This window comes from Candidatus Magnetaquiglobus chichijimensis, assembly GCF_045865675.1.
Taxonomy (GTDB): Bacteria; Pseudomonadota; Magnetococcia; order Magnetococcales; family Magnetaquicoccaceae; genus Magnetaquiglobus; species Magnetaquiglobus chichijimensis.
The window spans coordinates 1921260-1947245 of sequence record NZ_BAAFGK010000004.1; the positions used below are offsets into that span (position 1 = coordinate 1921260).

Sequence of the window (25986 nt, forward strand, 5' to 3'; positions counted from 1 at the left end):
GAACGGAAGATGACCCGTGAATGACATGATTCTGTTCATTTTTATGGGGTGATTGTCAAGTCTGATTTTTTGCATTGCAAAATGCATGATCCGGATAAAATCTCCTTGCACAATGCAGGATCCAAAACATGCATTCCGAGCTTGAGTCATTGATCCATATCAGCATTTTTTATTGGCCCAGCCTGTGCTCCTCCGTGTTGGCGGCATCGCGGATGCCGGACCCGGCATACCAGCCGCATGGGTTCGATCCGCGACGCCCTGGATGTGAGGGGAATTCACGCTCCCTCGCCCTGAACTCATCTCCAGCTCGGACCACGTCGTTCGGGAAGAGATCTGGAGATCGTCGCCAAGGAGATGACCTGATGAGTTTGTCCTCGCTGGAAGCCGTGGTGGAACCGGAAGAGGTTCTCCGCTGGGTCGAGACGATCGGCTCTGGACCCGAAGCTGCCGTGCCTCTGTTGCAGGCCATTCAGGGCCGATACGGCTATCTGCCACGCAAAGCCATGGATCTGGTGGTGACCCATACGCGGATCAACGCCAGTCAGTTGTACGGGGTGGCCACATTCTACGCCCAGTTCCGCCTCAAACCGGTGGGACGCCACCTGATTCGGGTATGCCACGGCACGGCCTGTCATGTTCAGGGCGCCGACCGGCTCAACACCTCGCTGCGTCATCTGCTCGACATCACCGACCCGGAACAGGATACCGCCAGCAACGGCAGCTATACCATCGAAAATGTGGCCTGTCTGGGTTGTTGCAGCCTGGCGCCGGTCATGGTGGTCGATGATCAGACCTTCGGCAATCTCAAGGGCGCCGATGCGCAACGAAACCTCAAAAAACACGCCAAAGAGTCCGGTGAGTCTCTGTCCGACCACGGCGACGCACCCTCACACGACTCCGCCCTTGAATCCAACACCCCATCCTTGGAGGCGCGTCCATGAGCATGGTCGTCACGATTCACGAAGGTACCTGCGGCATCGCCGCCGGCTCCAGGGAAGTGCTGGCATTGGCGCGCAAGGCCTGGCCTGCTGCGGAATTCCGCACGGTGGGCTGTCTGGGCATGTGTCACCGCGAAGTGCTGATGGAGGTCACGGATCAAGGGCAGCATGCCTTGTATGGTGATGTCACCAAGAAGACGTTTCCCAAGATTGTCAACTTCCACAAAGGGAAAGGTCTCCAGCCCACCGAACTGTTGATTCGTTCGGATACCGCGCCCAACCACGAGGGTTCACCCTTTCTGGCCCGTCAGACGCGGATCGCCCTGCGCAACGTGGGACATGTGGATCCCGCATCGTTCCCCTCGGCCCGGCAGCGTGGCGCGTACCAGGCCATCGAAAGGATCCTGCGCGACAGCATGACGCCCGAACAGGTGATCGCCGAAGTGAAGCGCGCCAACTTGCGGGGTCGCGGTGGCGGCGGGTTTCCCACCGGCATCAAATGGGAATTCGCCCGCAACGCCAAAGGCGTGGACAAATATTTGATCTGCAACGGGGACGAAGGCGATCCGGGAGCCTTCATGGATCGCAGTCTTCTGGAAGGTGATCCGCACGCGGTGGTGGAAGGGATGCTGATCGCGGCTTACGCCATCGGCGCGAATCACGGTTATGCCTACATTCGAGCCGAGTATCCCCTGGCGATCGCCCATTTTGGCCAAGCCATCGCCGATGCCCGCCAGGCCGGTCTGCTGGGCGAAACCATCCTGGGAACCGACTTCGCTTTCGACATCAAGATCAAACAGGGAGCCGGCGCCTTCGTGTGCGGCGAAGAGACCGCCCTGATGGCCTCGATCGAAGGAGACCGGGGCATGCCGAGGATTCGCCCCCCTTTTCCCGCCATCAAGGGATTGTTCGGCCAACCGACCATCATCAACAACGTGGAGACTTTGGCCAATCTGCCGTGGATCCTGTGGCACGGCGGTGCGACCTATGCGGCCATCGGCACGACGCGCAGTGCGGGAACCAAGGTCTTCGCCCTCACGGGCGCGATATCCCGAGGCGGATTGGTCGAAATTCCCATGGGTATGAGCATCCGTCAATTGCTGGAGGATATCGGCGGTGGCGCACGCGGCGAACGTCCACTCAAGGCCGTTCAGATGGGCGGTCCGAGCGGTGGCTGCATTCCCGAACGCCTGTTCGACACCGAAATCGACTACGAGGCGATCAATGCCACCGGCGCCATCATGGGATCGGGCGGCATGGTGGTCATGGATACCAAGTCGTGCATGGTGGATATCGCACGCTATTTTCTGGAGTTCACCAAGCTGGAGTCGTGCGGGAAATGCACCTTCTGCCGCATTGGCACCCTGCGCATGGAAGAGATCCTGACGAGAATCTGCAATGGCCAGGGCACGCTCGAGGATATCGCCTTGTTGGACGAACTGGGCTCACAGATCAAAAGCTCCAGTCTGTGCGGTCTGGGTCAGACCGCGCCCAATCCGGTGCTGACCACCTTGCGCTACTTCCGTGACGAATACATCGCCCATGTGGTCGAGAAGCGGTGTCCGGCAGCGGTATGCAAGGGATTGATCCACCACAGCATCGACCAGTCCTCATGCACCGGCTGTTCCATTTGCCTGCGCTATTGCCCGGTACAATGCATCAGCGGCGAGGTCAAGAAGCCGGATACCTGGGTCATCGATCAAAAGCTGTGCATCAACTGTGGCATGTGTGCCGAGGTGTGCAATCCCAACGCCGTGCGCGTGGCCTGATGTCCATGCAGGCGCAACGAGGAGTCAAGGTCATGAGCGAAACGTATTCCATCACCCTGAATGGCCAGCCCTTGCAGGCTCCGGTGGGAGCCACCATCCGCGAAGTCGCCGAGTCCCGCGGCATCACCATCCCCACCTTCTGCCACGATGACCGGCTGCAACCGTTCGCCTCGTGTTTCCTGTGCGTGGTCGAGGTCGAAAATGCCCGCGGTCTGATTCCGGCTTGCAGCACCCGCGTGACAAACGGCATGGTGATCACGACTGACAGCGAACGGGTGATCCGTACCCGTCAACAGGCTCTCAACCTGCTGCTGTCGGATCACGCGGGCGACTGCATCGCCCCCTGTGAGGCCACCTGTCCGGCCCACATCGACATTCAGGGGTATATTGCGCACATCGCCAACGGACAATTCGCCGAGGCCGTGCGTCTCATCAAGGAGAACAATCCCCTGCCGGTCGTGTGCGGACGCATCTGTCCCCACCCGTGCGAATCCCAGTGTCGGCGCGCTCTGGTGGATGAAGCCGTCGCCATCAATCCGCTCAAGCGGTTTGCCGCGGAATACGAATTGGGGCACGATCCTTTCGTGCCCCAACCCGGATCGGACACCGGAAAACGGGTGGCCATCGTCGGCGGTGGTCCGGCAGGTCTGTCCGCGGCCTATTATCTGCGTTTGCAAGGCCACGCCGTGACCATCTTCGAGGCGCTGCCCGAACTGGGTGGCATGGCGCGTTATGGGATCCCTCGTTTTCGTCTGCCGTGGGAGTTGATGGATCGGGAGATTCGGGTCATTTTGGATATGGGTGTCGAGGTGCTGCACGGTCAGCGGCTTGGGAAGGATTTTTCCGTGCACGATCTGCGGTCCCAAGGATTCGACGCCGTATTGGTCGCCATCGGCGCCCACAAGGCCAAACCCATGGGGGTGGAGAATGAACAGGTCGCAGGGGTGATCGGTGGCGTGGATTTCCTGCGTCGGGTGGTGCTGGGCGAGAACTTCGGAATGGAAGGCAAGCGGGTAGCCGTGATCGGCGGTGGCGACACCGCCATGGACTGCGCACGCGTCTCCCGACGACTGGGAGGCTCGGTAACCCTGTTGTATCGCCGCACCCAGGCTGAAATGCCCGCCCTGCCCATGGAACAGGAGGAGACGCATGAAGAAGGTGTGACATTCCGATTCCTCACCGCGCCAGTGGCGGTGATCGCGGAGCAAGGTCAAGCCAAGGCACTGCGCGTCATCACCATGGTGCTGGGTGAACCGGATGCCTCGGGCCGTCGGCGTCCGATGCCTGAGCCTGGCAGTGAGAAGGATCTGCCTTTTGATGTCATCATCGCGGCCATCGGACAGGATCCAGATCTCTCCTGGCTGACGCGAGAACCGGAGTCGCTTCGTCCGGATGCCACCAAATGGCACACTCTGGTGTATGACGAAAAAACCCAGGTCACCTCGGTTCCGGGCCTGTTCACCGCCGGGGATTGCGCGTTCGGACCGGACATCCTGATACGGGCGGTGGGCGAAGGTCACAAGGCGGCCCAGGCCATTGGTCTGTATCTGAACGGAGCCGAGGTGCGTCTTGCCAAGCCTTACGCCATCTCGCGCGGTCGTCTGGAAGAGCTGGAACGGGCGGATTTCCAACCCCGCTTCGTGCATAAACAGCGCGCATTGGAAACCACGCTACCGTCAACACAGCGTCTGGAACAAAGCTGGATGCCCATCAATATCGGACTGGATCAGGCGCAAGCCATGGCCGAGGCCAGCCGCTGCATCGAGTGCGGATGTGCGGCCCGCTTCGACTGCGAACTGCGTCGCCACTCCAGCGACTATCAGGCCAACGAAAAAAGACTGGCAGGCGCACGACGACGCCAGGCCGAGGATCGTCGTCATCCCCTGATTCGTATCGAGGCGGACAAATGCATCACCTGCGGCAGTTGCGTGCGTGTCTGCTCGGAGGTGCGCGGCATCCACGCCCTGGCCTTCGTCAATCGGGGATTCGGAACCCGGATCATGCCCAACTTCGGCGATGCTCTCCAGAACACCGGCTGTGATGCCTGCGGCATGTGCATGGATCTTTGTCCCACGGCTGCCATCACGCCCAACACCGGCAAAGAGTGCGGTCCATGGAACTGGATCACCCACACCACCCATTGCACCTCCTGCACGCGTGGCTGTGCCTTGCGGGTTCAGATCAACAACGGACGGGTGGTGAAGGTTCAGAGCGTGGATCACGATCCCGCCAATGGCGCCATGATCTGTGCCGAAGGACGATTCAGTCACCAGTTGCTGGACCAGAATCCCGTGAGGCCGGAAGAGGTCGAATCGGCCCTGCGCCACGCCGAAGAACGGCTGGACCAGGCCGTCCGCATGGCCGTGGTGGTATCACCCTGGCGTACCGTGGAAGAGATCTACGCGGCGTGGCGGTTGGCGCAACGACATGGTGGCTCCTTGCATTATGTGACGGGAGAGACGATTCGCGAGCACTCCCGACCGCATGGTCGCATCGTCGGCGAAGCCAATCTGTCGCTGTTGGATCGCCTGGATGCCACCCCATGGCGCTCTGTCGAGGGGTTGGATACGCTCGTACTGCTCGAGGCGCCGGTGGATTCCGCCACCCTGGACGACTCGACATGTGTGATCGCCCTGGAAACTCATCCAGTCCTTCGAAATGTGTCCGTATGGGTGCCTCTGGCCGATCCCCTTCAACAGGACGGCGCTGTTCTTGACCGTGAAGGATCCCTGGTTGCCCTTCGGAAGGTCGGATTGCAGGATGGTCGCATCCCTGGTTTGTTTGCGCTGCGCCGGCTTGCCAGGGAGTCCGACGCTGACGATCTGCGGCGGATACGTGCCCTGTTGGCGGATCGGATTCCTGAGTTGGCCGTCCTGCCAAGACTCGAGGCTGGGGAGACCCTGCCCACCGACTTGCCGCCCCGCCTGTCCGCCGCCAGCCAGGATACGCGTCATCAGGCCTTCGTTGCCCATATGGCTGCTTTATCGCTCAATTGGGAATAGCCGGTGGGGCCTTATGTCGAGCCAAACCGCAACCATCCTGGGATGCGTCGTTTTCGGCGAGGCTGCCATGCAAGATACGAGCGTCGTTTCCAAAAATCGGAAACGACGCTCGCGGCGTCAACCTCTTCGTCATCCGTCCACGACCGATTCCAGATGCCCCCCTTTTGCCCGGTCTGGGCAAATCAATTACACTTGACTCATGAAAAATGATCGTTAAGATGTGCTTGAGAGTTCATCCTGGGCCGGGTCGGTTCAGAAAACCATGAGACCGTCAATCGCGCAGAGTATATCCGCCGGTGTTGCGACACCCCAATGAATCAACCGCTTCAAGAGCGAGAGATTTCAAATGAAACGCCGAATCGCTCCGTCTGCCTTCACCCCATCCTTGCAGAATCGATCGACCGACGATCTGTCCATGCAGGCACGCCAGTGGTTCGCAGAATCTGGAGACACCCTACCCATTTCTCTGATGGCTATAATTTAATCGGTATAGTGTCCCAGGGATTGTCATATGTCAAGAAGACCGTCTAGACCCGGACTTTCTGGACCACTACCGCCGTACTCTGAAATGGTCCAAATTTGTGGAGACTTCCGGCAATGACACTGTGCGGGTGCGCATTATTATGGTGATTTGGCCACCATGCGGCTCCTGTTGCCACAAATAGACGAGCAGATGGTCATAGCCACCATTCTCCTCAACGACAGCGATCATGAAATCCGCCTCCTCGAAACCCAGCAGAACGCCCTGCAAACCCAAAAGCGCGGCCTGATGCAAAAGCTGCTCACCGGCCAATGGCGTGTAAATATCGAACAGGAGAATTAGAGATGCTGGATAGTATTTCACTCGAAAATTTTAAGAGTTATCAGAATACGACTTTGCAGCTCGCCCCTCTTACCATGCTCATAGGGGCTAACGCCTCAGGAAAGAGCAATGCCATCGAGGGGCTGCGTTTGCTCTCCTGGTTGGCTCAGGGGAATCGGCTTTCTTCCATTCAGACGGCTGTACAAGCATCCAATCAGTTGTTGCGGGGACGAATCCAAGATTTAGGATACAATAAGATGGCTCGTTTTACGCTTTCCTGTGGCGCCGATATAATTCTAGACTTTCCATTATTACATCTATCCATCACCTTGGAAATCAAAGATGATGATACACTCCATATTGTTGACGAATCATTAGAAGATTGGTCTGAAAGGACATCACTACCTCTGTACCAGGTTGTCGAGGCAGCGACAGGCATGGGAACCGATTTAACCGTATCTTACAATAACTTTGCAAAAGGTGGACACAAGCCGAAACTCTCTTGCAGTGATCAATTTGCAATATTCACCCAACTGGACAGCCCCTCCAAGTTCCTGCGGCACCATGAGAAATCGCAAAAATCAATTCCGCAAGCGACAGAACAGTTCCGGAATGGGTTGTCACGAATTCTGTTTCTGGACCCCGTACCGGCCAGAATGCGGGATTACAGCTTCAAGTCCGAGAAAACGCTTGCCGACGATGGCAGACATTTATCCAGTGTGCTGTTCCACCTATGGGGAGGAAAGAAACCATTGGAACAACTGAACGCTGTGGAAAGAGATAACCGGGGGACAATTCTTCGTTTCGTCAGCAGTCTTCCAGAGCAGGACATTGAAACCATTGATTTCCTTCCCGGCCCTCGGGATGAGGTCATGGTGAAACTCGTCGAGACCTTTGGCGGCGAAAGGCGGGAGTATGATGCCTCACTGCTCTCCGACGGCACGCTGCGGGTTCTCGCGATTGCCGCTGCCATGCTATCCGCGCCGGAAGAGGGCATAGTGGTTATCGAAGAGATCGACAACGGCGTCCATCCCAGCCGAGCCAAGCAGTTGTTGGAACAGATTGCCAGCATTGCCGAGCGCCGCAAACTGCGTGTCCTGCTCAGCAGCCATAACCCCGCACTCTTGGACGCCTTGCCCAACAGTGCGGTGCCCAATGTAGTCTTCTGCTACCGTGACCCTCAGAATGGCTCCAGCCGACTGATCCGACTCCAGGATGTACCGGATTATCCTGAACTCATCGCTCAAGGCGGCGTGGGTCACCTGATGACCAACGGTGTTCTGGAACGGTTTGTCAAATTCCATCCTGGAAGTGAAGAGAAAAAGAAGCAAGCCTTGGATTGGCTCGACCAGCTGCGTGCCAAGACCGATGCCCTCTTACGGGAGGATGAGACGGAGGGTGGGCAATGAGCACCATCGTCCTCATCGATACCAGCGTTTTACTCAATATCCTCGATGTCCCAGGGTACAACCAGGATAAGGCGACAATTGACAATCAGTATAAACAGCACATCCAAAACAGGGATCGATTGCTATTGCCCATGGCCACTATTCTCGAAACGGGCAGCCATATCGCGGATATCCGTAATGGCAAGCAGCGCCGGGATTGGGGGGAGATTTTTGTGAACCTGGTCAAACAGACTCAGCGTGGAGATGCACCGTGGAGCCCTCTACCATTCCCGGACTTGGAGTGCATTCTCACCTGGATCGACGAATTCCCAGATTTTGTTTCCCGGGGAATTGCTGTCGGTGGTGGTCAGGTCAACCAATGGAAAGCGGCTGGATTTGCTGATTTGACTATTATCAAAGATTGGAAGAAGCAATGCGAGCTTCACAGAATGACTCGAGTCATGATTTGGTCTCTGGACAATGGGCTACAGGGCTACGACAGGGCCTCCTCAGAAAGCCCCTGCCGCAATCGGTGACCTCCCCTCCGGGAGTCGCAGGCGGGTCGGCCATTTCTGTCATCAGACCTCGCCAGGTGACCAGCCAAGCCAGCAGGCTGGCAAATACCGTGTTCAGAGCGGGCCGATTCAGGGCAAAAAAAACTGACCAGCAGGTTCAGGTTCATCACCAGGAAAATGGCCCGGATCCAGGACGCGGAGGTATCGGCCAATTTGGCCCGTATCTTCGCCAGGCCATGCCGATTCTTGCCTTGCCCGAACTTGCCTTCAATGGGTATTCGCTCCAGATGATCCCAGCGGCGCTGACGCTTGGCTTCACGAAGTTCCTCTCGATTGGCCTCGATCTCCTTTTTCGGGCGGCCTAATGGCTTGCCACCAAAGCGAAATCCAGGGACACCATACCTAATTTCCCTGATGGCGATAAATTTAATCAGTATGCTGTCCCCGGATTTGCGTGATGACGATAAATTTAATCAGTATGCTGTCCCCGGATTTCAATGAATCAACCGCTTCAAGAGCGAGAGATTTCAAATGAAACGCCGAATCGCTCCGTCTGCCTTCACCCCATCCTTGCAGAATCGATCGACCGACGATCTGTCCATGCAGGCACGCCAGTGGTTCGCAGAATCTGGAGACACCCGACCCATTTCTCTGATGGCTATAGAAATCCGGGGATACCATAACTAATTTCCATAATGGTAGTCCGTTAGCTTTTATTCTTATACATCTGAGAATAGTCCGAGCCCACTGCCATCTCCTCCGTTGGCACACATTATAAACGGTGGATTGGTCCTTTTCCATCTGGTCCGAACCCGGATGAATCCGCCTGGTTCTTCACGAACCGGTAATATTTCAGATCCTCCTCCAGAATATGATCCCTGAGCCAGCCGCTCAACAACTCCAGAAGCTCATCCCCAAGCTGCTGCTGGCTGCTTAAATTCACCTCGGTCAGAAACCGGTGACGCATGTCGCGCACCTTGCGCGTCAGCGCCTGATGCACCTTGACGTGCCGATCCAGCATGGGATACCCCTGTTCGCGCAGATAGGCCTCCTCGCGGTTGAAGTGTCCCAAGGTGTAGTTGAACAACTCCTGCTGCACCAGATTGAAAAGGATCACATCCCGTTGCTGAATCGACTTGTAGACCTGATTCAGCAGGGCGATCAGGTTGCGGTGATCGAAATCCAACATGCGATCGCCCACGCTCATGTCCGGCGTCCAGACGATCAGATTGGTTTGGCGACTCTCTTCCAATACAGCCAGAAACGCCTCGACGACGCGCGGATCGAACATGCGCCCCGACTCGCTCTGGATCAAGGCGCACGCCTCCTCCTCGCTCCAGGCATGCTTGTAGGGCCGCTCGGAAACCAACGCATCAAAAACATCCGCCAGGGCGACGATACGCCCCTCCAGGGGGATCTGATCCCCGGATACGCCGGTGGGATAGCCGAACCCGGCAAATTTCTCGTGATGGCTCCCGGCGATGCGCGTGGCCATGGCCAGATAGCCGTCGTCATCCAGAAAATCGTTGAGCCGCTGCAAGAGCTTGCAACCGTTTTCAGCGTGCAGCTGTATGATGGCCCGCTCCGCCGGATCGAGTGGACCGCTCTTCAAAAGAATCCGGTCGGGGGTGGTGACCTTGCCGATATCGTGCAGGATGCTCGCCAAGGCGATATTCTTGACGAAACGTTCATCGATGCACTCGGTGCAGTATCCGAATTCGAGCAGTTTGCGGGTGATGGCATGGGTCATGCGCGCCACGCGCAACACATGATCCCCCGTGGTCTGATCCCGGCTTTCGGCCAGTTCCGCCAGAGCCATCACCGTCGTGCGGCTGGAGCGATGCAAACTCTCCAGGGTGGTGTGATGGGTGGTGACATCGGTGATGGTCAACGCATAACCGCCATTCTCCATGGGCCGACCGCGCACCGCCAGCCACCGGCCTGCCATGAAGAAATCTTCCGGGGAGAAGAGGATACCCTCCTGATGGGAGAGACGCAACTTCTCGGTCATGCGCGAGGTCTCCTGCCAGATCCCCACAACGGAGCGTTCCAGGATCGCCAACAGATGCTCGAATGAGACCCCCACCAGACCGATCTCCCCGGAGATCCTGAACAACTCCTGAAACTGCCGATTGCAAAACACCACCAGGCCGCCGTCATCGCACAACAACAGTCCGCGACTGGTCTGGTTGAGATACATTTCAAACAGTTCAGACTGCTCCACCATGCCACTCCCCCTTTTCTCAGGCGCGCCAGGCCTTGGCGAGGTTGTCACTTTCAAATCCAATCATCTTGTATCAATATCGGTATTCGATTGCCATCATAACAGATCGTGATGACATTTCACAGTTCGTGATTGCCAACCATCACAATATTTCCAGAAAGCCATCTTTCCCATCCCAAACATACTCCGGATGAATGGCACCCGGCACGCAACGCCCACACCCTGGTGAAGACTGCTTCGTGCCTGTTTTTTCAGCACGATACACGGCTTTGATATTTTTTTTAATTCGGCTGTTCAAGAAGGATGAAGCGTGATATGCTTGATGAAGGTCGCGTTAAATGTGACCAGCACCCTTATTTTCCAAGACAAGGAGACTATTTAATGAGAAAGAGTTTTTTGGCTGTCGCGATGACGCTCGGCCTGTTGGGCGCGGCAGTCTCCGTGGATGCGACTGAGCGCCATGCCGGTCAGGGAACGATCCCGCAGGGCGTCTCCAAGGATCACGGCATGATCATGGCCGCCACGACGGTCACCAAGGATCCAACCCAAACCGCAACCACCAAGAAGGTCAGCACCAAACCCCCCAAGAAAAAAGCGGCCAAAAAAGCCAAGAAAAAATCATCCCCAGCCAGCCGCATGGCCCCAGGCGTGGTGAAGTAATCCGGATCCAGGGAACTCCCGGTTCGGGAGTGACACGGATCGATGGAAGGGGGGCATCCCCCCTTCAAACCGGTTTGGATGGCCTCCACCGCCGTGGAGATTTTCATGTCTCGGTACCGTTTTCAACCGTGCCCCAAGATGTTGCACGGATGGGGATCTGATCCATCTTTTCCCCGACCCGCATGACAGTGCCGTCACTTGAAAGTCGCAAGCGGACTCGAAGCCATCGTTTTTTTGCATGTAAACCCATTGACCAAGGAGATGAATGGATGAAAAAGAGTCTGATGGCGCTTGCCATGATGCTGGGTGTAGCCGGCGGTGTCGGAACCGCTTCCGCGGCGGATCTTTCCACCATGGAACTCAAGCCGATGATCGTCGCCTCCCTCGCGAACACGTCGGTGCAGGGGTTGGTGGATGAGGATCAGTCCACTGTCCTCGACAAGAAAAAGAAGAAGGCCAAGAAAGCCAAGAAAGCCAAGAAGAAAAAGGGCGGCGCGACCGATTACGGCGCGGGTGCCGGCGCTGGACAGTGGGATGCGCCCCGCTGATTCCACCGTTTCATGCAGAACCACATGTCCACCGATTGGCGGACCGGTACAAAAAAAGCGTCTGGAGCGATCCAGGCGCTTTTTTTGTACCCAATCGGGGGAATCCGGCAACAGGAAGGATGTCACAAAAAAAGCCGGAGGATGACTCCTCCGGCTTCGTGACACACCACCGATCAGGCAGAAGCTTACGCCCCGCCGGTCTGCTCGTAGTTGGGGATCTGGTGGAAGTTCAGATACTTGTACACATTGTCCGCTTTCGGGGTGACGCGCTCTTCCATGATCTTCATGTACTCTTCCACCGTGGGCAGACGTCCGAGTTGCGAGGCGATGGCCGCCACCTCGGCAGAAGAGAGAAACACCTTCGAGCCGTTGCCCATGCGGTTGTTGAAGTTGCGGGTCGAAGTGGAGACCACGGTCGTGTTGTCACGCACCCGTGCCTGGTTGCCCATGCAGAGCGAACAACCGGGGATCTCCATGCGGGCGCCGGATTTTCCGAAAGTGCTGTAAACCCCCTCGGCGATCAGTTGCCGCTCGTCCATGCGGGTGGGCGGAGAGAGCCAGAGACGACCGGGAATCTGCGGCTGACCGTCGAGGATCTTGGCCGTGGCGCGGAAATGGCCGATGTTGGTCATGCACGAACCGATGAACACTTCGTCCACCGGGGTGTTGGCCACGGTGGAAAGCAGCTTCACGTCGTCCGGATCGTTCGGACAGGCCAGGATCGGCTCCTTGATCTCGTTGAGATCGATCTCGATCACCGCGGCATACTCGGCGTCCCGGTCGGGTTGCAGCAGCACCGGATTGGCCAGCCACGCCTCCATGGCGGCGATGCGCCTCAGGATGGCCTTTTCCGCCTGGTAGCCCTGATTGAGCATATTCTTGAGCAGGGTGACGTTCGAGCTGATGTACTCGATGACCGGCTCCTTGTTCAACAGCACGGTGCAGGCCGCGGCGGAACGTTCCGCCGAGGCATCGGACAGCTCGAAGGCCTGTTCGACCTTCAGATCCGGCAGACCTTCGATCTCGAGGATGCGACCGGAGAAGACGTTCTTCTTGCCGGCCTTCTCGACGGTGAGGAGTCCTTTCTGGATGGCGACATAGGGGATGGCGTTGACCAGATCGCGCAAGGTGACGCCCGGTTGCATCTGGCCGGTGAAGCGCACCAGCACCGATTCGGGCATGACCAGCGGCATGGCGCCGGTGGCGGCGGCAAAGGCGACCAGACCCGAGCCCGCCGGGAAGGAGATGCCGATCGGGAAACGGGTGTGGGAGTCGCCGCCGGTGCCGACCGTATCCGGAAGACACATGCGGTTGAGCCAGGAGTGGATGATGCCATCGCCGGGACGCAGGGCCACGCCGCCACGCTCCTCGAAAAAGGCCGGCAGGGTCTTGTGGGTCTGGACATCGACCGCTTTCGGATAGGCGGCGGTGTGGCAGAAGGACTGGATCACGAAATCGGCGGAGAAGCCCAGGCAGGCCAACTCCTTGATCTCGTCACGGGTCATCGGACCGGTGGTGTCCTGAGAACCGACCGTGGTCATGGTGGGTTCGCAGTACTCGCCGGTGCGCACGCCGCTCTTGCCCACGGCCTTGCCGACCATCTTCTGGGCCAGGGTGTAGCCCTTGCCGGTATCGACCGGATTTTCCGGGGCCACGAACAGGTCGGTCGGGGCCATGCCGAGCACTTGGCGGGCCTTGGCGGTGAGCTTGCGCCCCACGATCAGGTTCACCCGACCCCCGGCGCGCACTTCGTCGGCCAGGGTGTTGGGGCTGATCTGGAAGCGGGTGACCACCGTGCCGTCGCGGCTGATGGTCCCTTCGCGGGTGTTGATGGTCACCACGTCACCGTTCTTCAAGGCGCTCACGTCGCACTGGATCGGCAGCATGCCGGAGTCTTCGGCGGTGTTGAAGAAGATCGGAGCGATCGTGCCACCGATCACCACGCCACCGGTGCGCTTGGCCGGGACATGCGGGATATCCTCGCCGATGTGCCAGATGAGGGAGTTGGCCGCCGACTTGCGCGACGAACCGGTTCCCACCACGTCGCCGAGGTAGGCCAAAGGATGTCCCAGCGCCTTCAGGCGGGTGATCTCCTCCAGGGAGCCGGGCTGGCGGGTGACCAGCATGGAGAGGGCATGCACCGGCACATCGGGGCGGCTCCACGCCTCGGAGGCCGGCGAGAGATCATCGGTATTGGTTTCGCCGGCGACCTGGAACAGGGTGACGGTCAACGTCTCCTGCATAGGCGCGCGCGAGGTGAACCAGGTGGCATCGGCCCAGTTCTGGAGCACCTGTTTGGCGTTGGCATTGGATTTGGCCTTTTCCGCCAGGGTTTCGAAGGCATCGTAGATCATCAGGGTGTTGGACAGCGCGGCCACGGCCTCCCCAGCCAGTTCGGCATCGTCCAACAGACGGATCAATGGCATGACGTTGAAGCCGCCGATCATGGTCCCCAGCAGGCGGGCGGCCTCCTGACGGGAGATGACCGAACAGACGACCTTCCCCTGAGCCACGTTGTCCAGGAACGCTGCCTTGACTTGCGCCGCGTCATCCACACCCGGCGGGACCTGGTTGGCCAAAAGATCCTTCAAAAATGCCGCTTCTCCCGCCGGAGGATCTTGCAACAACGCCACGACACCGGCGGTCTGTTGCGCATTGAGAGGCAGAGGCGGAACGCCTTGCTTGGCACGCTCCTCGACATGTTGGCGATAGGCTTCGAGCATGAAATCGTTCTCCTTGTTGGAAGTTCTGGAGCGTTCGCGCACGCGTCCATAAAATTGCCGCATCATCCAATTTAATCCAACTCTGGCTCGTCAGCAAGACATGGCGTTTCACCCGGCCAAGGATCCGGCCTCGGGTGGATCCACGGGTTTCTCTTCATCCAGGCACGGGAACAATTGAGAATTATGGTTAAAAAACATCTGGTTTTATCCAAGCCGGTTCGACCACCTCTCCGCTCGGGCCATATATGAGTTTCCTTGATCTTTATAAAATTAACAGGTATATACTTTCCAAAGCATCCTTTTTTCCATCATCCAAAACCCCATGGAGAAGCCAATGAGCAACTGCAACATCCCAGAAATCATTCAAAGGGATCCCAAGTCCGTTCAGGACTATCCGAATTACGCCCTCAACAAATTGGTCAGCACCACGGATGCATTCATTTTTTTTCGGTCGTTCGTACCTTGCTTCTATTGTCTGCTCAACCACAACAAAACGTGGAACAGCCCCCTGTTCGACCCCCTGCGCCGGTTCGTCGGATGGTGCGCGGGTGATGCACACCCGAAAAATTTTGGCGTATTCCCGGTCTACCTGACCACCGGAAAAAAACAACTCGTTTTTTCCATGAACGATCCGGATGATGGCGACAAAGGTTTGCCGATTTACGACATTCTCCGGTTGCTGACCGGCATTCACTTCGTGATCACCAACGGCAGCCCGAAAGATCTCCGGGAGTCGCTACAGCAGACGTTGTGCGCTTATCTGGCTGGCCTGGGTTCCGGAACCATCCCCACGGATCAGAACGCGATCGAGGATTTCCTCTCGGATTGCGGCGTGTCGAACAGCATCATCAAGAACATGGTGTGCAGCAAAAACAGCCAATGCTTTCACTGCAACGAAAAGTACGGCCAGATCAAGAATGGGGAACTCCAACCGGTCTCCACCAGCAGCAAGACGGAGATCAACATCCAGATCACCACCGAGGAACAGGATGCCCTGGATCGCTTCGTGGAGAACGACTGCTACCTGAAATCCTACAAGATCAAATACTATCTCGCCTACCTGAAGACCACCGGCGGGTCTGGATATCTCCGGCAGTACCGCATCTGCCTGCACGACAAGGATCTGGACAGCCAGGATCCCTTCAGCCACGTCATCCTGGACGTCAAGCCGGAGTGCAACTCCAGCGTCCACTACGATCAGTCGGGACACAACGTCAAGGAGATCGTCGCGCGCGTCAACACCAACATCCGCAAGGAGCGTGGGGGCGGTTTGTGCCGTTTCAACCGGTCCGTGGCCATTCCGGGGCTGGGGTGCGGGGCGTTTCTGATCCGTGCCCATTGGGATGGACAGGAGGGGATCGATACGGACGACATCCCGAAAAATCCCGGTCTGCTGTGCGCAGAAGGCAAAATTCTCGGCATCTTGCACCGCACGACGATGCTCAACGTCAACGATGTGGATGAATATCAATCCGTTGTCGAAACCATGCAAAACGAATTGATCCTCCTGGCCGGGGAGATGGCCGCCGCGCTCGAACAGGGCTACATCTGCTGCTGCCAGACCGAATCCGGGCCCTGCGGGTGTTGTGATGAGGCGTTGCGTCTGGAGGTGGAACAGGCGCGCAAGAACGGATCATCCTGAATCCACGAGCACATCGCAATCAGCCAGGAACCAGAAACCCATCCAGGCACTCCGCGACACGCTTGACCGGAGGAAACTGGTTGAACGGGAAACCGTGCCCCTCAAACCAACGCGACGCCTCCAGAAGCGGCGCAAGGTCAGCCTGCCTGCTCAACGCGCGATCCACCCCGATGGCCAGGGGTGGATGGCGACCCGGACCATCCAGCCGTTCCAACCGGGCAGGCAGTTGCCGGGCATGCCAGCGGTGGAACAGCTCCAGATGGACCACCTTGCCGCTGGCATGCCGAAAGGAGAAGTCCGGAACCACCCACTCCTGCCCCCCCAGCGCCACGATCTCCGGGTGAGGGATCATCTCCCACCCGGAGATCTTCTCCTTGAACGCCTCGGCGAACTGACCGAACTCCTCGGGCAGATAGCTCCCGGTACGGGGTTCCGGAGCCCACAGACCGTTCGCATCGCTCAACTCGAAGGTCAGGGTTCGACTCTCCAGAAGGAGCGCGGCTTCCATCCGCCACTGCCGCAACTGACACAACTCCGGCAACAACAACGCCAATTTAAGACCATATTTGCGCTGTACGTCAAACAGGCTCAACGGTCCATCCAACTCCAGGGAGAAACCATCCGCCCCCCCTTGATCACGGGTGACCCGGGCCAGAAGTTGCAGGAACTTCAAGTGACGGAAAAAACGCCGTCGCTTGCCCGGATCCGGCTCAACGATGCGCACCGTCAACCGGTTGGCCCAGAACAGCGGTCCCTGCGCCAGGGCGAGATTGTAGCGATGCAGCAACCCTTCCGGCTCGATCGGTTCAAAGCCGGTCAGAGGTTGCCGGTCCGGGTGATCGGCATGCAGACCCATGGCCAACTGATCGGGATCCGAGACAAGACCGGTCGTCTCATGGGGCACGGCATCGGCCACGGCGTGTCGATAAGCCGCCAGATCGCTCATGCCGGCGCTTTGCAACAAACGCCCGGCAGCACGAAAAATCGTCAGGCGTCGCTCTTCCATCCCCTCCGGAGCCTCCCGGAAGGCGCATCGGTCCATGAGAAGTTTGTTCAACCCCTTGGCGATCAGCGGCGAACGGGCGGCGTTGATCAGCGGGGCGACCGCCTCCGAGATCTCATCCCGGCTCTGCCCCTCGCTGGAAAGATAGATCGCGGTCAGATCGCGGGCCAGGTCGCGCAGCAGTTGATTCTCCGCATCCACGAAGCGTGGCGTGAGTCGCCCCTGGCGTTGATCGAAACGAAGCAGTTCGCGGTTGAGCATGCGGATGTCACTTTCCAAACCTGATAACGAATCGCCGGCATCCAGGGGATTATCCTCCCCGATGGGCTCCGAAGGCAACATTCCAGGTTGCATTCCGGATCCTTTCTGGCGTAACCATGGGGATCGAGGATCGCGTCACGCCGGCGACGAAACAGTCCGGGGGGCGATCACACCAACGATGCCCCACCCATACTCTAAGAATGGTCCAGCGCCATGCACCCCCCGCCAGATCTCCCCGATCCCCTGGAAATCCTGACACGCTGGCGGACACGCGGCTGGTTGCGCGGCGTGGAGCTTCATTTTACCGCGTTCCTGCGCGATCGCTGCCCGGATGCGGACGGCTGGCTGCTGTTCGCGGCGGCCCTCACCAGTCATCAGGCCGGACGCGGACACCTCCATCTGGATCTGGCCGCGCTCTTGACCGATCCCAACGGCACGCTCGACATCCCTCCGGAAGGGTGCGACCCCTCCCCGCTCCGGGATCCCGATCTCCCGCAACGCTGGCTGGCGCGGATCGATCTGGCGGGCTGGCTGGCCCGACTCGACCACCCGGATCTGATCGCCGAACCTGGAACCACCGACAGCCCGACCCCTCTGGTACGGGTCGGGACACGCCTCCATTTGCGGCGTCTCTGGCAGTGCGAACAGGAGGTGGCCACCTGGATCGCCCACCCTGTGACGGATGATCCCAACGACCGGTTCGACCCGTCCCGCGTCCGAACGTGGCTCGATCGCCTGCTACCCCCCTCTCCGTCCGAGCCCGGCGCGGTCGATTGGCAACGCATCGCCTGCGCGCGCCTGATCCAGACCCGCTTCGGCATCCTCACCGGCGGTCCCGGCACCGGCAAGACCACCACGGTGGTGCGTCTTCTGGCCCTTCTCCTCCAGTTGCACCTGGAGCGGGATGGCACGGAGCCGGATGGCGAACTGCCGCGCATCGCCCTGGCCGCACCGACCGGCAAGGCCGCGGCGCGCCTGGGGGATGCGATCGCCCGTGAACTCGAACGGCTGCGCCAAAAAGCCTGCCCGCTCGACGAACAGGTCTGGAACGCCATTCCCAACCGCGTGACCACCCTGCACCGTCTGCTCGGCGGGCAACGCGACAGCCGTCATTTCCGCCACGATGCCGACAACCCCTTATGGTTGGACCTCCTGGTGATCGACGAGGCCTCCATGGTCGGCGTCGAGCTGATGGCCGATCTGCTGCGCGCCCTGCCCCCACGGGCACGACTCCTTCTGATCGGCGACAAGGACCAACTCGCCTCGGTCGAGGCCGGCGCCCTGTTGGGAACCCTCTGTCAGCGCGCCGACCGCGGCCACTACACCCCCATGACGGCAACCCACCTGCTGGAGACCACCGGCCACCCCCTCGACCCCATGTGGCTCGATACGGATGGAACGCCGCTCGATCAGGCGGTGGTGCGTCTGCGACGCAACTTCCGTTTCGCCTCCACCAGCGGCATCGGGGAGCTGGCCCAGGCGATCAACCGAGGGGATGGAGCGCGCATCGCCGCGCTGCGCGCCGCTCCCGGCACGGATCTCTCCTGGGTGTCGCTCCGCGCGCCCGATGCCTCGTTCGATGCCCTGATCGTCGATGACATGGAACGGACCTCGCCGGAAGGGGCAAGGCGAAACCGCACGGGCCCTGAAAAAAACGCAGGCGGCTATCGGGGCTATCTGGAGCTTTTGCATGCCGAAAAACCCGCCCTCGAGGCCCCTGCCGAAGCATTCGACCTCTGGGCGGCGGCGGTGCTGCGGGCACAGGCCGGATTCCAACTGCTGTGCGCCTCCCGTCAGGGTCTCTGGGGGGTCGAGGGGTTGAACGGACGGGTGGAGGGGGCGTTACGCGCCGCCGGCCTGATCGAGACCGGACGGAGTTGGTATCTGGGACGCCCGGTGATGGTGACACGCAACGATCACGCCCTCGGGCTCATGAACGGCGATATCGGCGTCACACTCACGCTGCCCGTCGATGGGGAGTGGTGGACCAGGGTGGCTTTCTGGAGCCAGGACGGGGAGATGGGTGGCGTCCGCTGGTTCGCGCCGAGTCGTCTGCCGCCGGTCGAGACCGTGTTCGCCATGACGGTACACAAGTCGCAGGGATCGGAGTTCGGCCAGGTGGTGTTGGTGGTTCCGGAAAGCCTCAACCCGATCCTGACACGGGAGTGGCTCTACACCGGCGTCACCCGGGCACGCACACGGTTGATCCTGGCGGAAACCGGAGAGGAGCGGTTGTTGGATGCCATCATCGCCCGGCGGGTGACACGGGCGGGCGGCGCCCTGTTCCCGGCCTGAAACCACGCCGCTCCGTCCGCTCGGGGATCACTCCCCAGGTTCCAGCGCCCGCTCCGCGCTCGCCAGCGCCTCGGCCCACAGATTGCCCACCACCGGCGGAATCGACTCGGGATAATCGGGGGCCAGCTCCTTGAAGCGACGCCGCCGCCCGGTCACGAAACGCCAGTCAAATCCCTGAGCCTGGATGATCCCATCCAGAAGCGCCTGCGCCGGGGTGTGAAATCCCCATTCGAAGGTATCCACGAGCGCAACGCCAAAGTCGGGATTGGGCCCGATGCGCAACCCCTCCCGGATCTGGCGCAAACGCGGCAGCAGTTCCGCCTCGAAGCGGGCCGCGCCCAGTCGCTCCTTGAGATAGGGGGCGGCGACGAACAGCTCGCGGCAGATGGTGAGGGTCTTGAGAATCATCGGGGAGTTGGCGGACATGTGGACTTGAGACCGTGACTTCGGGTGAAAGGTTCTTTTAGGATAGGCCCCATGGGGGAATTTGGAAAGACATCCTTGGCATCACGCGCACAATGAGGAGACCCGAATGGCAACTGGTGAGGGAAACGGTCGAAAAAACGGGGGAATTCCCATGCCCGGCATCGTCTACGGCACCGCCTGGAAACAGGATCGGACCGCCGCGCTGGTGGGGCAGGCCCTGGCACTCGGCTTTCGGGGCATCGATACCGCCTGCCAGCCGAAACATTACCACGAGGCCGGGGTGGGTCAGGGGATCGCGGTGGCCCTCGGCGCGGGAATCAAACGGACTGAACTTTATATTCAGACCAAATTCACCCCCCTGCCCGGTCAGGATCCCAACCGCATCCCCTATGATCCCGAAGCCCCCATCGCCGACCAGGTGGCGCAATCCTTTCAGGCGTCGCTGCGCAATCTCGGCACCGATTATCTCGATGGTCTGCTGCTCCACTCCCCCCTGGCCACGATCGGACAGACGCTTGAAGCCTGGAAAACCCTTGAAAAAATCCATCTGGCTGGAGGCGCCCATCGTCTGGGAATCAGCAACTGTTACGATGCGCGCCTGCTGGAACACCTGATCCTGAACACGCGCGTCAAACCGGCAGTGGTGCAGAACCGGTTTCATGCCCAGACCGGCTACGATCGGGAGATCCGCGCCTTATGCGCCCGGCTGGGGATCGTCTATCAGAGTTTCTGGACCTTGACCGCCAACCCGCATCTCCTGGCCCATGCCGCCCTGACCAGCCTGGCCCGTGAACGGCAATGCACCCCCGAACAACTCTTCTTCCGGCTGCTGACCCAGCGCGGCATCACCCCCTTGACCGGCACCACCTCGGCGCGGCACATGGCGGAAGATCTGGCGATCGACGCCATCGGGCTGGACGAGGCAAGCTGCGCCGCGCTCGAACGCGCGTTGTTTGGAGCGCCGCTCAACGGGTGAGACCACCCTGGGAGAGGAGTACCCCAGACGCGCTCTTTTTTTTCGACGGCAAACACGACCCATTCCAAACCGGGTGCGGTTTAAAAGCCGCCGCTGATCCCCAGGGTGACAATCCCATAGCGGTGATCGAACTTGTGGGCGCTGAAGGCGTTGTAGGAGAAGGGCACCTCACCCACGAACTGGTTTTTCATCACCTGTCCGCGCACGAAGAAACCCGCGTGTTCGAAGAGCGGAAACGGCGGTTTGTAACCGATCTCGCCGGTCAGAAAATGGTTGGTGTCGATGGCGTTCTTCCCGAGTTGGACCACCGCCTCGTCCACATCGCGGTTCCACTTGACGAACCGGTATCCCAACCGCGCCCGCCACTCCGGCGACATCCAGGAAAAACTCCCGCCCGCCTGAAAATAGGTCGAATCGTAACCGATGTTCAGACCATTCGGGATGGTCTGGCCGGCGGGTGCCGGCACCTTGAAATCCAACACCTTGCCGCACTGACTCACGCACACGCCGGATACGCCGATCGAACCATCGGACATGGTTGCCGGTGAGATCACGAACTGACCCGCCGAACTCTCCCCGCCCACCGAAATACCGTTGATGGTCAACTGGTCAAAGGAGACGCTGCTCTTGCCATAACCGACGAACGTGGAAAGCGCCGTGTTGCTGGGCAACGTCCAGGTGCCGATCAGATCGATCTGCGCCTGTTCGTCTTGGGGACTGTCGATGCGGATGGCATTGGCCGTGACGCTCATATCCCCCGTGGTGATGGTGGTGGGCGACCCCTTCGAGGCATCCGAGGCCGAATCGCGCCAGCCGCTCAACCGCAAGGCAATGGCTGGAAAGGCGCCCAGCGGCTGCAAGACCTGAAACTGCGCGGCGGCATGCAAGGCAAGGCTTTCGCCATTGTCATACGGGGTGATGATCTTGCGGTTCCAGACACCGCCATCCACCCACAACCGTCGGGTCAAGGCCAGACCGCCACGGGCATGCAGACCCCGGTAGTCGCCGATGGCGTTGTTGCGCGGATCCGGGTCGCCGCGCATCTTGAAGAGATCCACGGTGCGGTTCATCAGATCCACGCCGACCTCCCCCTCGCCGTGCATCGCCTCGAAGCCGGGATGGGCGGTGAGAAACTCATCCAACGGCGCGGCATAGGACAGGGCCGGCACGGCAAGCCCCAAGATCGCCACCTTCCACCCCATGTTTTTCATCATGTCCGACTTCATCCCGCAGGCGGTTGAACATCAAATCCGAACGGTCCATCCGTGCGCAACGGGTCCATCCGTGCGCAACGGGAATCGACGGTTCCAGGATCAGCAGGTGTCCCATCCGATGACCACACCCTGGCGTGATTATCGGCAACGGGAATCGACAGATCCAGAATCAGCAGGTGTCCCATCCGGTGACCACACCCTGGAGTGATTATCGACAAAAAAAACGCGCCCACAAGGGGCGCGTTTTTTTTAAACAGGTCGCAAGGTCACTTACTGCGCGGAGATCGTGCCCTGAACCACGGTGAACGGCTTGGCGATGGTGGTGCTGCAGGTGGTGTCCGTGGAGGCGCACGCCGCCAGAGGAATACCACTGATGGTCACCTTGTAGAAGTAGTTGCCCACCGAACCGCTCGGGCTCATGGAGGCCGAAGCCGGCATCTTGTTGCTGAACAGATTGGCGACCTTGAGATTCATCGTGGCCGGAACCTGAGAGCCGCCGCTTCCACCGGTAACGGTGAGCAGATCGGCATCCACGTTGGTGATGGTGGCGGAAGCGGAAGCCGTGGCCGAGGTGGTGTAATAGGTCACCGAAGCCACGCCATTGGCCGGCGCGGTCAGGGTGAGGTTGGTGCCGTCGCTGCTCCAGTTGTAGCTGGTGCTCGCGATGATCTGACGCTGCCCGGTGGAACGGGTCTCGGTGGCCCCATCCTTGAGCAGGGCGGTCACGAGGGCGACACCCGAGCCCTTGTTGTTGCCGAGGCTTTGACCCAGGGAGAAGTTGATGACCGGGGCCTTGCCACTACCGTTGCCGACAGCGGTGAGGTTGGAGGCGCTCAGGGCGGTCCCGACGTTGGCGGTCATGATCCCGGTGGAGCTGACGCTCTGGGCAATCGTCTGGTTGGAGGCGGAAGCCGTGGTGCCTTGTGGATAATCGGTCAGGGTCACGGCGGGATGCACGATGAAGCTCGCGGCGTTCACCGCGGCGGTCGCATTGGTGGTGACGGTGGTGAGATCCACGGCGGCAGTCGGAACGCTGGTGGTCACGGGCGCGGTGGTGACCGCGGTCGTGCTGGTGGAGACCGTGGTCAACTGCGTGGCCAGGGTGGATCCGGTGGTGATCACGCCGGCGGCGATGGCCGTGGAGACGTCCGTGGCCAACTGGTTCTTGGCCGTGGTCGAAGAGGTGATGGTGCTGATCAGGCCTTCCGAGCCGGACGTGGTCAGATTGGCGCCGGTTCCCAAGAGGCCGGTCGTGGCCGAAGCACTGGTCACGTTGCGAACCAGGGTACCGGCCAGGACTTCGGCGGTCACCAGGGCGCGCTGGCTGCTCACCATGGCCTGGAGCGTGGTTGGGGTGATCGTGCTGGTGCCGACGGTGACGTTGTTGGTCGTTCCGGAGAGGGAGGCGGCATAGGTTTGCATCAAAGAGCTCACCGCGTTCGGGGTCGCCAGACCGGCGGAGGAGGCCAGACGGCGGAACACTTCACCCGCCGCGTCACCGGCCTGCGAGAAGGCGCTGGTCTGGGCGGTGGTGGTGATCGGGGTGGACATCGGGTTGGCGAACTGGGCCTCCGAACCGAAGCCGAAAGCCTTGACCACGTTGGTGACCGCCGTGCCGGTGATCTGGGTCACTTCGGTGGAGGACTTGGTGGCCAGATTGTCCAGGTTACCCGCGGCGGCTCTGATGGCCTCGGTCATCAGGGTGGTCTGGGGCGACAGGTTGGCGGTGGTCTGGGAGGAGGAGGTCACCAGGGACTTCAAGGTCAGGTCATTGTCCTTGTTGGTGGTTTTGTCCCTACCGCCGCTCACCTCGATGCGCAGCGGGGTGGCGCAGGAAGCGGGCACGGTCAAGCTGTATTTGCCGTTGGTGTCCGTGGTGGCGGTGGTGCAGGCGGTGGTGCCCTCCCTGGAGTACACCGACACCGTGGCGCCCTGGAGCAGACCATCGGAGGCCAGACCACCCAGAGCGATGCTGGTGGAGCTGCTGCCGCTGCCGCCGCCGCCGCCACATGCCGTGGTGCCAACGACCAGAGCCAGCGCGCCGGCCATGGCCAACAAAGTGCTACCCTTGAAATTCATGGATTGGACTCCCTGTTTGATCATTTTTGTATAGACCCCTTGAATCGGTTCAAAAAAATAACTAAAACGGCATGCAATCGCCGCCAGTACGGGACAGGTGCGGTGTTGTGTGACTAAATCCTGATTTTCAAGGCACATCTGGAACAATTCGGATTGTCTTGGCTTAATCACAATGGCATCCATGATGCAAGTCCGCCCATGAGATGTCAAGATTTTTTTTCCATAAAAACGTTCGAAATACCACGAACCCGAACTTGAGTAACTTGCCTGCTCGGGGATCCCCCCTCACCCCCGACCGTGGATCTCCCTCGACGTGAATTCCACGGTCACTTGAGCATGATGGAAGCCCCCCCCTTATCCCTCGACCGTGGAACTCCCTGACGTGCATTCCACGGTAACAATCAAGATGGCGACGCGGGCAGATATTGCCCGCGAAACAGGCATTCACAAGATCGATTGCCACAACATCAGGCACGCATTGCCTGAAAGGGAAGCGGCGGGAAACGGCTCAAAACGCGGCAGAACAGGGATGTTTTATCTTATAATCAGAGCCTGACACATCTTGCACGGCTCTTGCATAGACCCAATATCAAACGGCATGGCATGAGGTGGAATACGGCTTTGCCCTGGCCTGCCTCACAAGTCCGGTCACCCGGTAGCCTTGCGCCGTCTGGACGACACAGCCTTGGGGACCACCGATCCCCACCCGCCAACATTGGCTCGATGGGGATCCCCTCTCCCCCATCCTTACCAGGAACTCCCTCGCCGGAACACCTGGAAGGCCAACGAATCGGAATCGTCCGCATGTGGCGCGATCCGCTGGGACTCGCTCCCCCTCGGGTCGCGCCTGTACATTACCATAGACTCCCAAAGGGAGGTCCATGGTACGGGGGATGAGGAGGCTCTCCCCCCATCATGTTCAAGTTCGCACCTGTACACACACACTTCGTACCGTGAACCTCCCGTGAGGGAAGGTCGAAAGGGTGCGGGGAGATCCCCTCATCATGCGAATGTGTGGGGTGATTCCATCCAGGCATCAATGGACGCATGGCTCGAACGCCATTCGCCCCATGTCTGACAAACCCTCTATCACGATGGGACGGGCCAACCCCGGCCCGTGTCGGCGCATCGGCCCGATCCGACGCGCCTCCCATGGAAGCGGTCCATCAGCCGCGGTCACCACTGTCAGGAGGACACCATGTTCACAACACGGAAGCATGACTGGTTTTGCGGGGCAGGAACTTATTTCTGGACCTCCGACACCCACCTCGTCGATGTCGAACTCGGCTACTGCGCCACCCGCCACGATCTGGAACGGGCCATCAACGTCGTGGTCAAACATGAGTGGGATGGACAACCGGTGGGCGGCATCGCCTATCGCACCCGCGAAGAGGATCGACAGCAACATGCCTCCGTTTTTCTGTTTCTGCGCGCCACACGTCAGCACGCCTTCGCGGAACAGGCGGGCTGACCCCCATTGACCCGTCGCTCCCGTCCCTCTCGTTGAGCAAGCAAACCAAC

At 59.7% G+C, this 25986-nt stretch carries 19 protein-coding genes; 12 read left to right on the forward strand and 7 right to left on the reverse strand.

Features of this window, described 5'->3' with window-relative positions; translation table 11 throughout:
* Nucleotides 1–362: 362 nt before the first annotated feature.
* From ACOY6C_RS12540 to ACOY6C_RS12565, 6 genes are all read left to right on the forward strand, one after another.
* On the forward strand, nt 363–941 hold the full coding sequence (locus ACOY6C_RS12540; protein ID WP_420905811.1) for an NADH-quinone oxidoreductase subunit NuoE family protein: 579 nt from the start codon (nt 363–365) through the stop codon (nt 939–941).
* Nucleotides 938–2707: an NADH-ubiquinone oxidoreductase-F iron-sulfur binding region domain-containing protein gene (locus ACOY6C_RS12545; protein ID WP_420905812.1), complete on the forward strand. Its 1770-nt coding sequence runs from the start codon at nt 938–940 to the stop codon at nt 2705–2707. Before ACOY6C_RS12540 ends, ACOY6C_RS12545 begins: the two co-directional genes overlap by 4 nt.
* Nucleotides 2708–2739: 32 nt before the next feature.
* Nucleotides 2740–5709 (forward strand): FAD-dependent oxidoreductase, encoded by a 2970-nt coding sequence (locus tag ACOY6C_RS12550; RefSeq protein ID WP_420905813.1) that lies wholly within the window; start codon nt 2740–2742, stop codon nt 5707–5709.
* A 640-nt stretch (nt 5710–6349) separates the two neighbouring features.
* Nucleotides 6350–6532, forward strand: coding sequence for a restriction endonuclease subunit S domain-containing protein (locus ACOY6C_RS12555; protein WP_420905814.1), 183 nt, complete (start codon nt 6350–6352; stop codon nt 6530–6532).
* A 2-nt stretch (nt 6533–6534) separates the two neighbouring features.
* Complete coding sequence (locus ACOY6C_RS12560) at nt 6535–7920, forward strand: AAA family ATPase (protein WP_420905815.1); 1386 nt, start codon at nt 6535–6537, stop codon at nt 7918–7920.
* Nucleotides 7917–8435, forward strand: coding sequence for a hypothetical protein (locus ACOY6C_RS12565; RefSeq protein WP_420905816.1), 519 nt, complete (start codon nt 7917–7919; stop codon nt 8433–8435). Before ACOY6C_RS12560 ends, ACOY6C_RS12565 begins: the two co-directional genes overlap by 4 nt.
* On the opposite strand, the gene ACOY6C_RS12570 is transcribed toward ACOY6C_RS12565, so the two are convergent.
* Nucleotides 8393–8851, reverse strand: a complete 459-nt coding sequence (locus ACOY6C_RS12570; RefSeq protein ID WP_420906119.1) for a transposase — start codon at nt 8849–8851, stop codon at nt 8393–8395. The genes ACOY6C_RS12565 and ACOY6C_RS12570 overlap by 43 nt on opposite strands.
* A 335-nt stretch (nt 8852–9186) precedes the next feature.
* Nucleotides 9187–10641, reverse strand: a complete 1455-nt coding sequence (locus ACOY6C_RS12575; RefSeq protein ID WP_420905817.1) for a bacteriohemerythrin — start codon at nt 10639–10641, stop codon at nt 9187–9189.
* A gap of 312 nt (nt 10642–10953) precedes the next feature.
* Between ACOY6C_RS12575 and ACOY6C_RS12580 the strand changes: the two genes are divergently transcribed.
* Both ACOY6C_RS12580 and ACOY6C_RS12585 read left to right on the forward strand, forming a co-directional pair.
* Nucleotides 10954–11298, forward strand: a complete 345-nt coding sequence (locus ACOY6C_RS12580; RefSeq protein ID WP_420905818.1) for a hypothetical protein — start codon at nt 10954–10956, stop codon at nt 11296–11298.
* Between the two features lie 269 nt (nt 11299–11567).
* Nucleotides 11568–11846, forward strand: coding sequence for a hypothetical protein (locus ACOY6C_RS12585; RefSeq protein ID WP_420905819.1), 279 nt, complete (start codon nt 11568–11570; stop codon nt 11844–11846).
* A gap of 185 nt (nt 11847–12031) precedes the next feature.
* Here the strand turns inward: ACOY6C_RS12585 and acnB are convergent, their stop codons facing one another.
* Complete coding sequence (gene acnB / locus ACOY6C_RS12590; protein ID WP_420906120.1) at nt 12032–14569, reverse strand: bifunctional aconitate hydratase 2/2-methylisocitrate dehydratase; 2538 nt, start codon at nt 14567–14569, stop codon at nt 12032–12034.
* A 334-nt stretch (nt 14570–14903) separates the two neighbouring features.
* Between acnB and ACOY6C_RS12595 the strand changes: the two genes are divergently transcribed.
* A complete protein-coding gene (locus ACOY6C_RS12595) occupies nt 14904–16211 on the forward strand; it encodes a DUF2252 family protein (RefSeq protein ID WP_420905820.1) in 1308 nt (435 codons plus the stop codon).
* 19 nt (nt 16212–16230) lie between these two features.
* On the opposite strand, the gene ACOY6C_RS12600 is transcribed toward ACOY6C_RS12595, so the two are convergent.
* Nucleotides 16231–17568, reverse strand: coding sequence for a DUF790 family protein (locus ACOY6C_RS12600; RefSeq protein ID WP_420905821.1), 1338 nt, complete (start codon nt 17566–17568; stop codon nt 16231–16233).
* A gap of 120 nt (nt 17569–17688) precedes the next feature.
* On the opposite strand from ACOY6C_RS12600, the gene recD reads away from it, so the two are divergent.
* Entirely contained in the window at nt 17689–19770 is a 2082-nt protein-coding gene (recD, locus tag ACOY6C_RS12605; protein WP_420905822.1) for an exodeoxyribonuclease V subunit alpha, read from the forward strand.
* Nucleotides 19771–19797: 27 nt separating this feature from the next.
* On the opposite strand, the gene ACOY6C_RS12610 is transcribed toward recD, so the two are convergent.
* The gene (locus ACOY6C_RS12610; RefSeq protein WP_420905823.1) at nt 19798–20196 is read right to left on the reverse strand and encodes a hypothetical protein; all 399 of its coding nucleotides are present in this window, start codon (nt 20194–20196) and stop codon (nt 19798–19800) included.
* 151 nt (nt 20197–20347) lie between these two features.
* Here ACOY6C_RS12610 and ACOY6C_RS12615 point away from each other — a divergent pair, with 151 nt between their 5' ends.
* Nucleotides 20348–21172 carry an aldo/keto reductase family protein gene (locus ACOY6C_RS12615; protein ID WP_420905824.1) on the forward strand — a complete coding sequence of 275 codons (825 nt, stop codon included), beginning with the start codon at nt 20348–20350 and terminating at the stop codon, nt 21170–21172.
* Between the two features lie 80 nt (nt 21173–21252).
* On the opposite strand, the gene ACOY6C_RS12620 is transcribed toward ACOY6C_RS12615, so the two are convergent.
* Nucleotides 21253–22386, reverse strand: coding sequence for a hypothetical protein (locus ACOY6C_RS12620; protein WP_420905825.1), 1134 nt, complete (start codon nt 22384–22386; stop codon nt 21253–21255).
* Nucleotides 22387–22656: 270 nt separating this feature from the next.
* Nucleotides 22657–24465, reverse strand: a complete 1809-nt coding sequence (locus tag ACOY6C_RS12625) for a hypothetical protein (protein WP_420905826.1) — start codon at nt 24463–24465, stop codon at nt 22657–22659.
* Between the two features lie 1198 nt (nt 24466–25663).
* Here ACOY6C_RS12625 and ACOY6C_RS12630 point away from each other — a divergent pair.
* Nucleotides 25664–25936, forward strand: coding sequence for a hypothetical protein (locus tag ACOY6C_RS12630; protein ID WP_420905827.1), 273 nt, complete (start codon nt 25664–25666; stop codon nt 25934–25936).
* Nucleotides 25937–25986: the final 50 nt, after the last annotated feature.

What these genes read in the sequence shown, in the direction of transcription:
- ACOY6C_RS12540 (WP_420905811.1), top strand. Translation starts at nt 363, where the DNA reads ATGAGTTTGTCCTCGCTGGAAGCCGTGGTGGAACCGGAAGAGGTTCTC.
- ACOY6C_RS12545 (WP_420905812.1), top strand. Translation starts at nt 938, where the DNA reads ATGAGCATGGTCGTCACGATTCACGAAGGTACCTGCGGCATCGCCGCC.
- ACOY6C_RS12550 (WP_420905813.1), top strand. Translation starts at nt 2,740, where the DNA reads ATGAGCGAAACGTATTCCATCACCCTGAATGGCCAGCCCTTGCAGGCT.
- ACOY6C_RS12555 (WP_420905814.1), top strand. Translation starts at nt 6,350, where the DNA reads ATGCGGCTCCTGTTGCCACAAATAGACGAGCAGATGGTCATAGCCACC.
- ACOY6C_RS12560 (WP_420905815.1), top strand. Translation starts at nt 6,535, where the DNA reads ATGCTGGATAGTATTTCACTCGAAAATTTTAAGAGTTATCAGAATACG.
- ACOY6C_RS12565 (WP_420905816.1), top strand. Translation starts at nt 7,917, where the DNA reads ATGAGCACCATCGTCCTCATCGATACCAGCGTTTTACTCAATATCCTC.
- ACOY6C_RS12575 (WP_420905817.1), bottom strand. Translation starts at nt 10,641, where the DNA reads ATGGTGGAGCAGTCTGAACTGTTTGAAATGTATCTCAACCAGACCAGT.
- ACOY6C_RS12580 (WP_420905818.1), top strand. Translation starts at nt 10,954, where the DNA reads ATGCTTGATGAAGGTCGCGTTAAATGTGACCAGCACCCTTATTTTCCA.
- ACOY6C_RS12585 (WP_420905819.1), top strand. Translation starts at nt 11,568, where the DNA reads ATGAAAAAGAGTCTGATGGCGCTTGCCATGATGCTGGGTGTAGCCGGC.
- acnB (WP_420906120.1), bottom strand. Translation starts at nt 14,569, where the DNA reads ATGCTCGAAGCCTATCGCCAACATGTCGAGGAGCGTGCCAAGCAAGGC.
- ACOY6C_RS12595 (WP_420905820.1), top strand. Translation starts at nt 14,904, where the DNA reads ATGAGCAACTGCAACATCCCAGAAATCATTCAAAGGGATCCCAAGTCC.
- ACOY6C_RS12600 (WP_420905821.1), bottom strand. Translation starts at nt 17,568, where the DNA reads ATGCAACCTGGAATGTTGCCTTCGGAGCCCATCGGGGAGGATAATCCC.
- recD (WP_420905822.1), top strand. Translation starts at nt 17,689, where the DNA reads ATGCACCCCCCGCCAGATCTCCCCGATCCCCTGGAAATCCTGACACGC.
- ACOY6C_RS12610 (WP_420905823.1), bottom strand. Translation starts at nt 20,196, where the DNA reads ATGTCCGCCAACTCCCCGATGATTCTCAAGACCCTCACCATCTGCCGC.
- ACOY6C_RS12615 (WP_420905824.1), top strand. Translation starts at nt 20,348, where the DNA reads ATGCCCGGCATCGTCTACGGCACCGCCTGGAAACAGGATCGGACCGCC.
- ACOY6C_RS12620 (WP_420905825.1), bottom strand. Translation starts at nt 22,386, where the DNA reads ATGATGAAAAACATGGGGTGGAAGGTGGCGATCTTGGGGCTTGCCGTG.
- ACOY6C_RS12625 (WP_420905826.1), bottom strand. Translation starts at nt 24,465, where the DNA reads ATGAATTTCAAGGGTAGCACTTTGTTGGCCATGGCCGGCGCGCTGGCT.
- ACOY6C_RS12630 (WP_420905827.1), top strand. Translation starts at nt 25,664, where the DNA reads ATGTTCACAACACGGAAGCATGACTGGTTTTGCGGGGCAGGAACTTAT.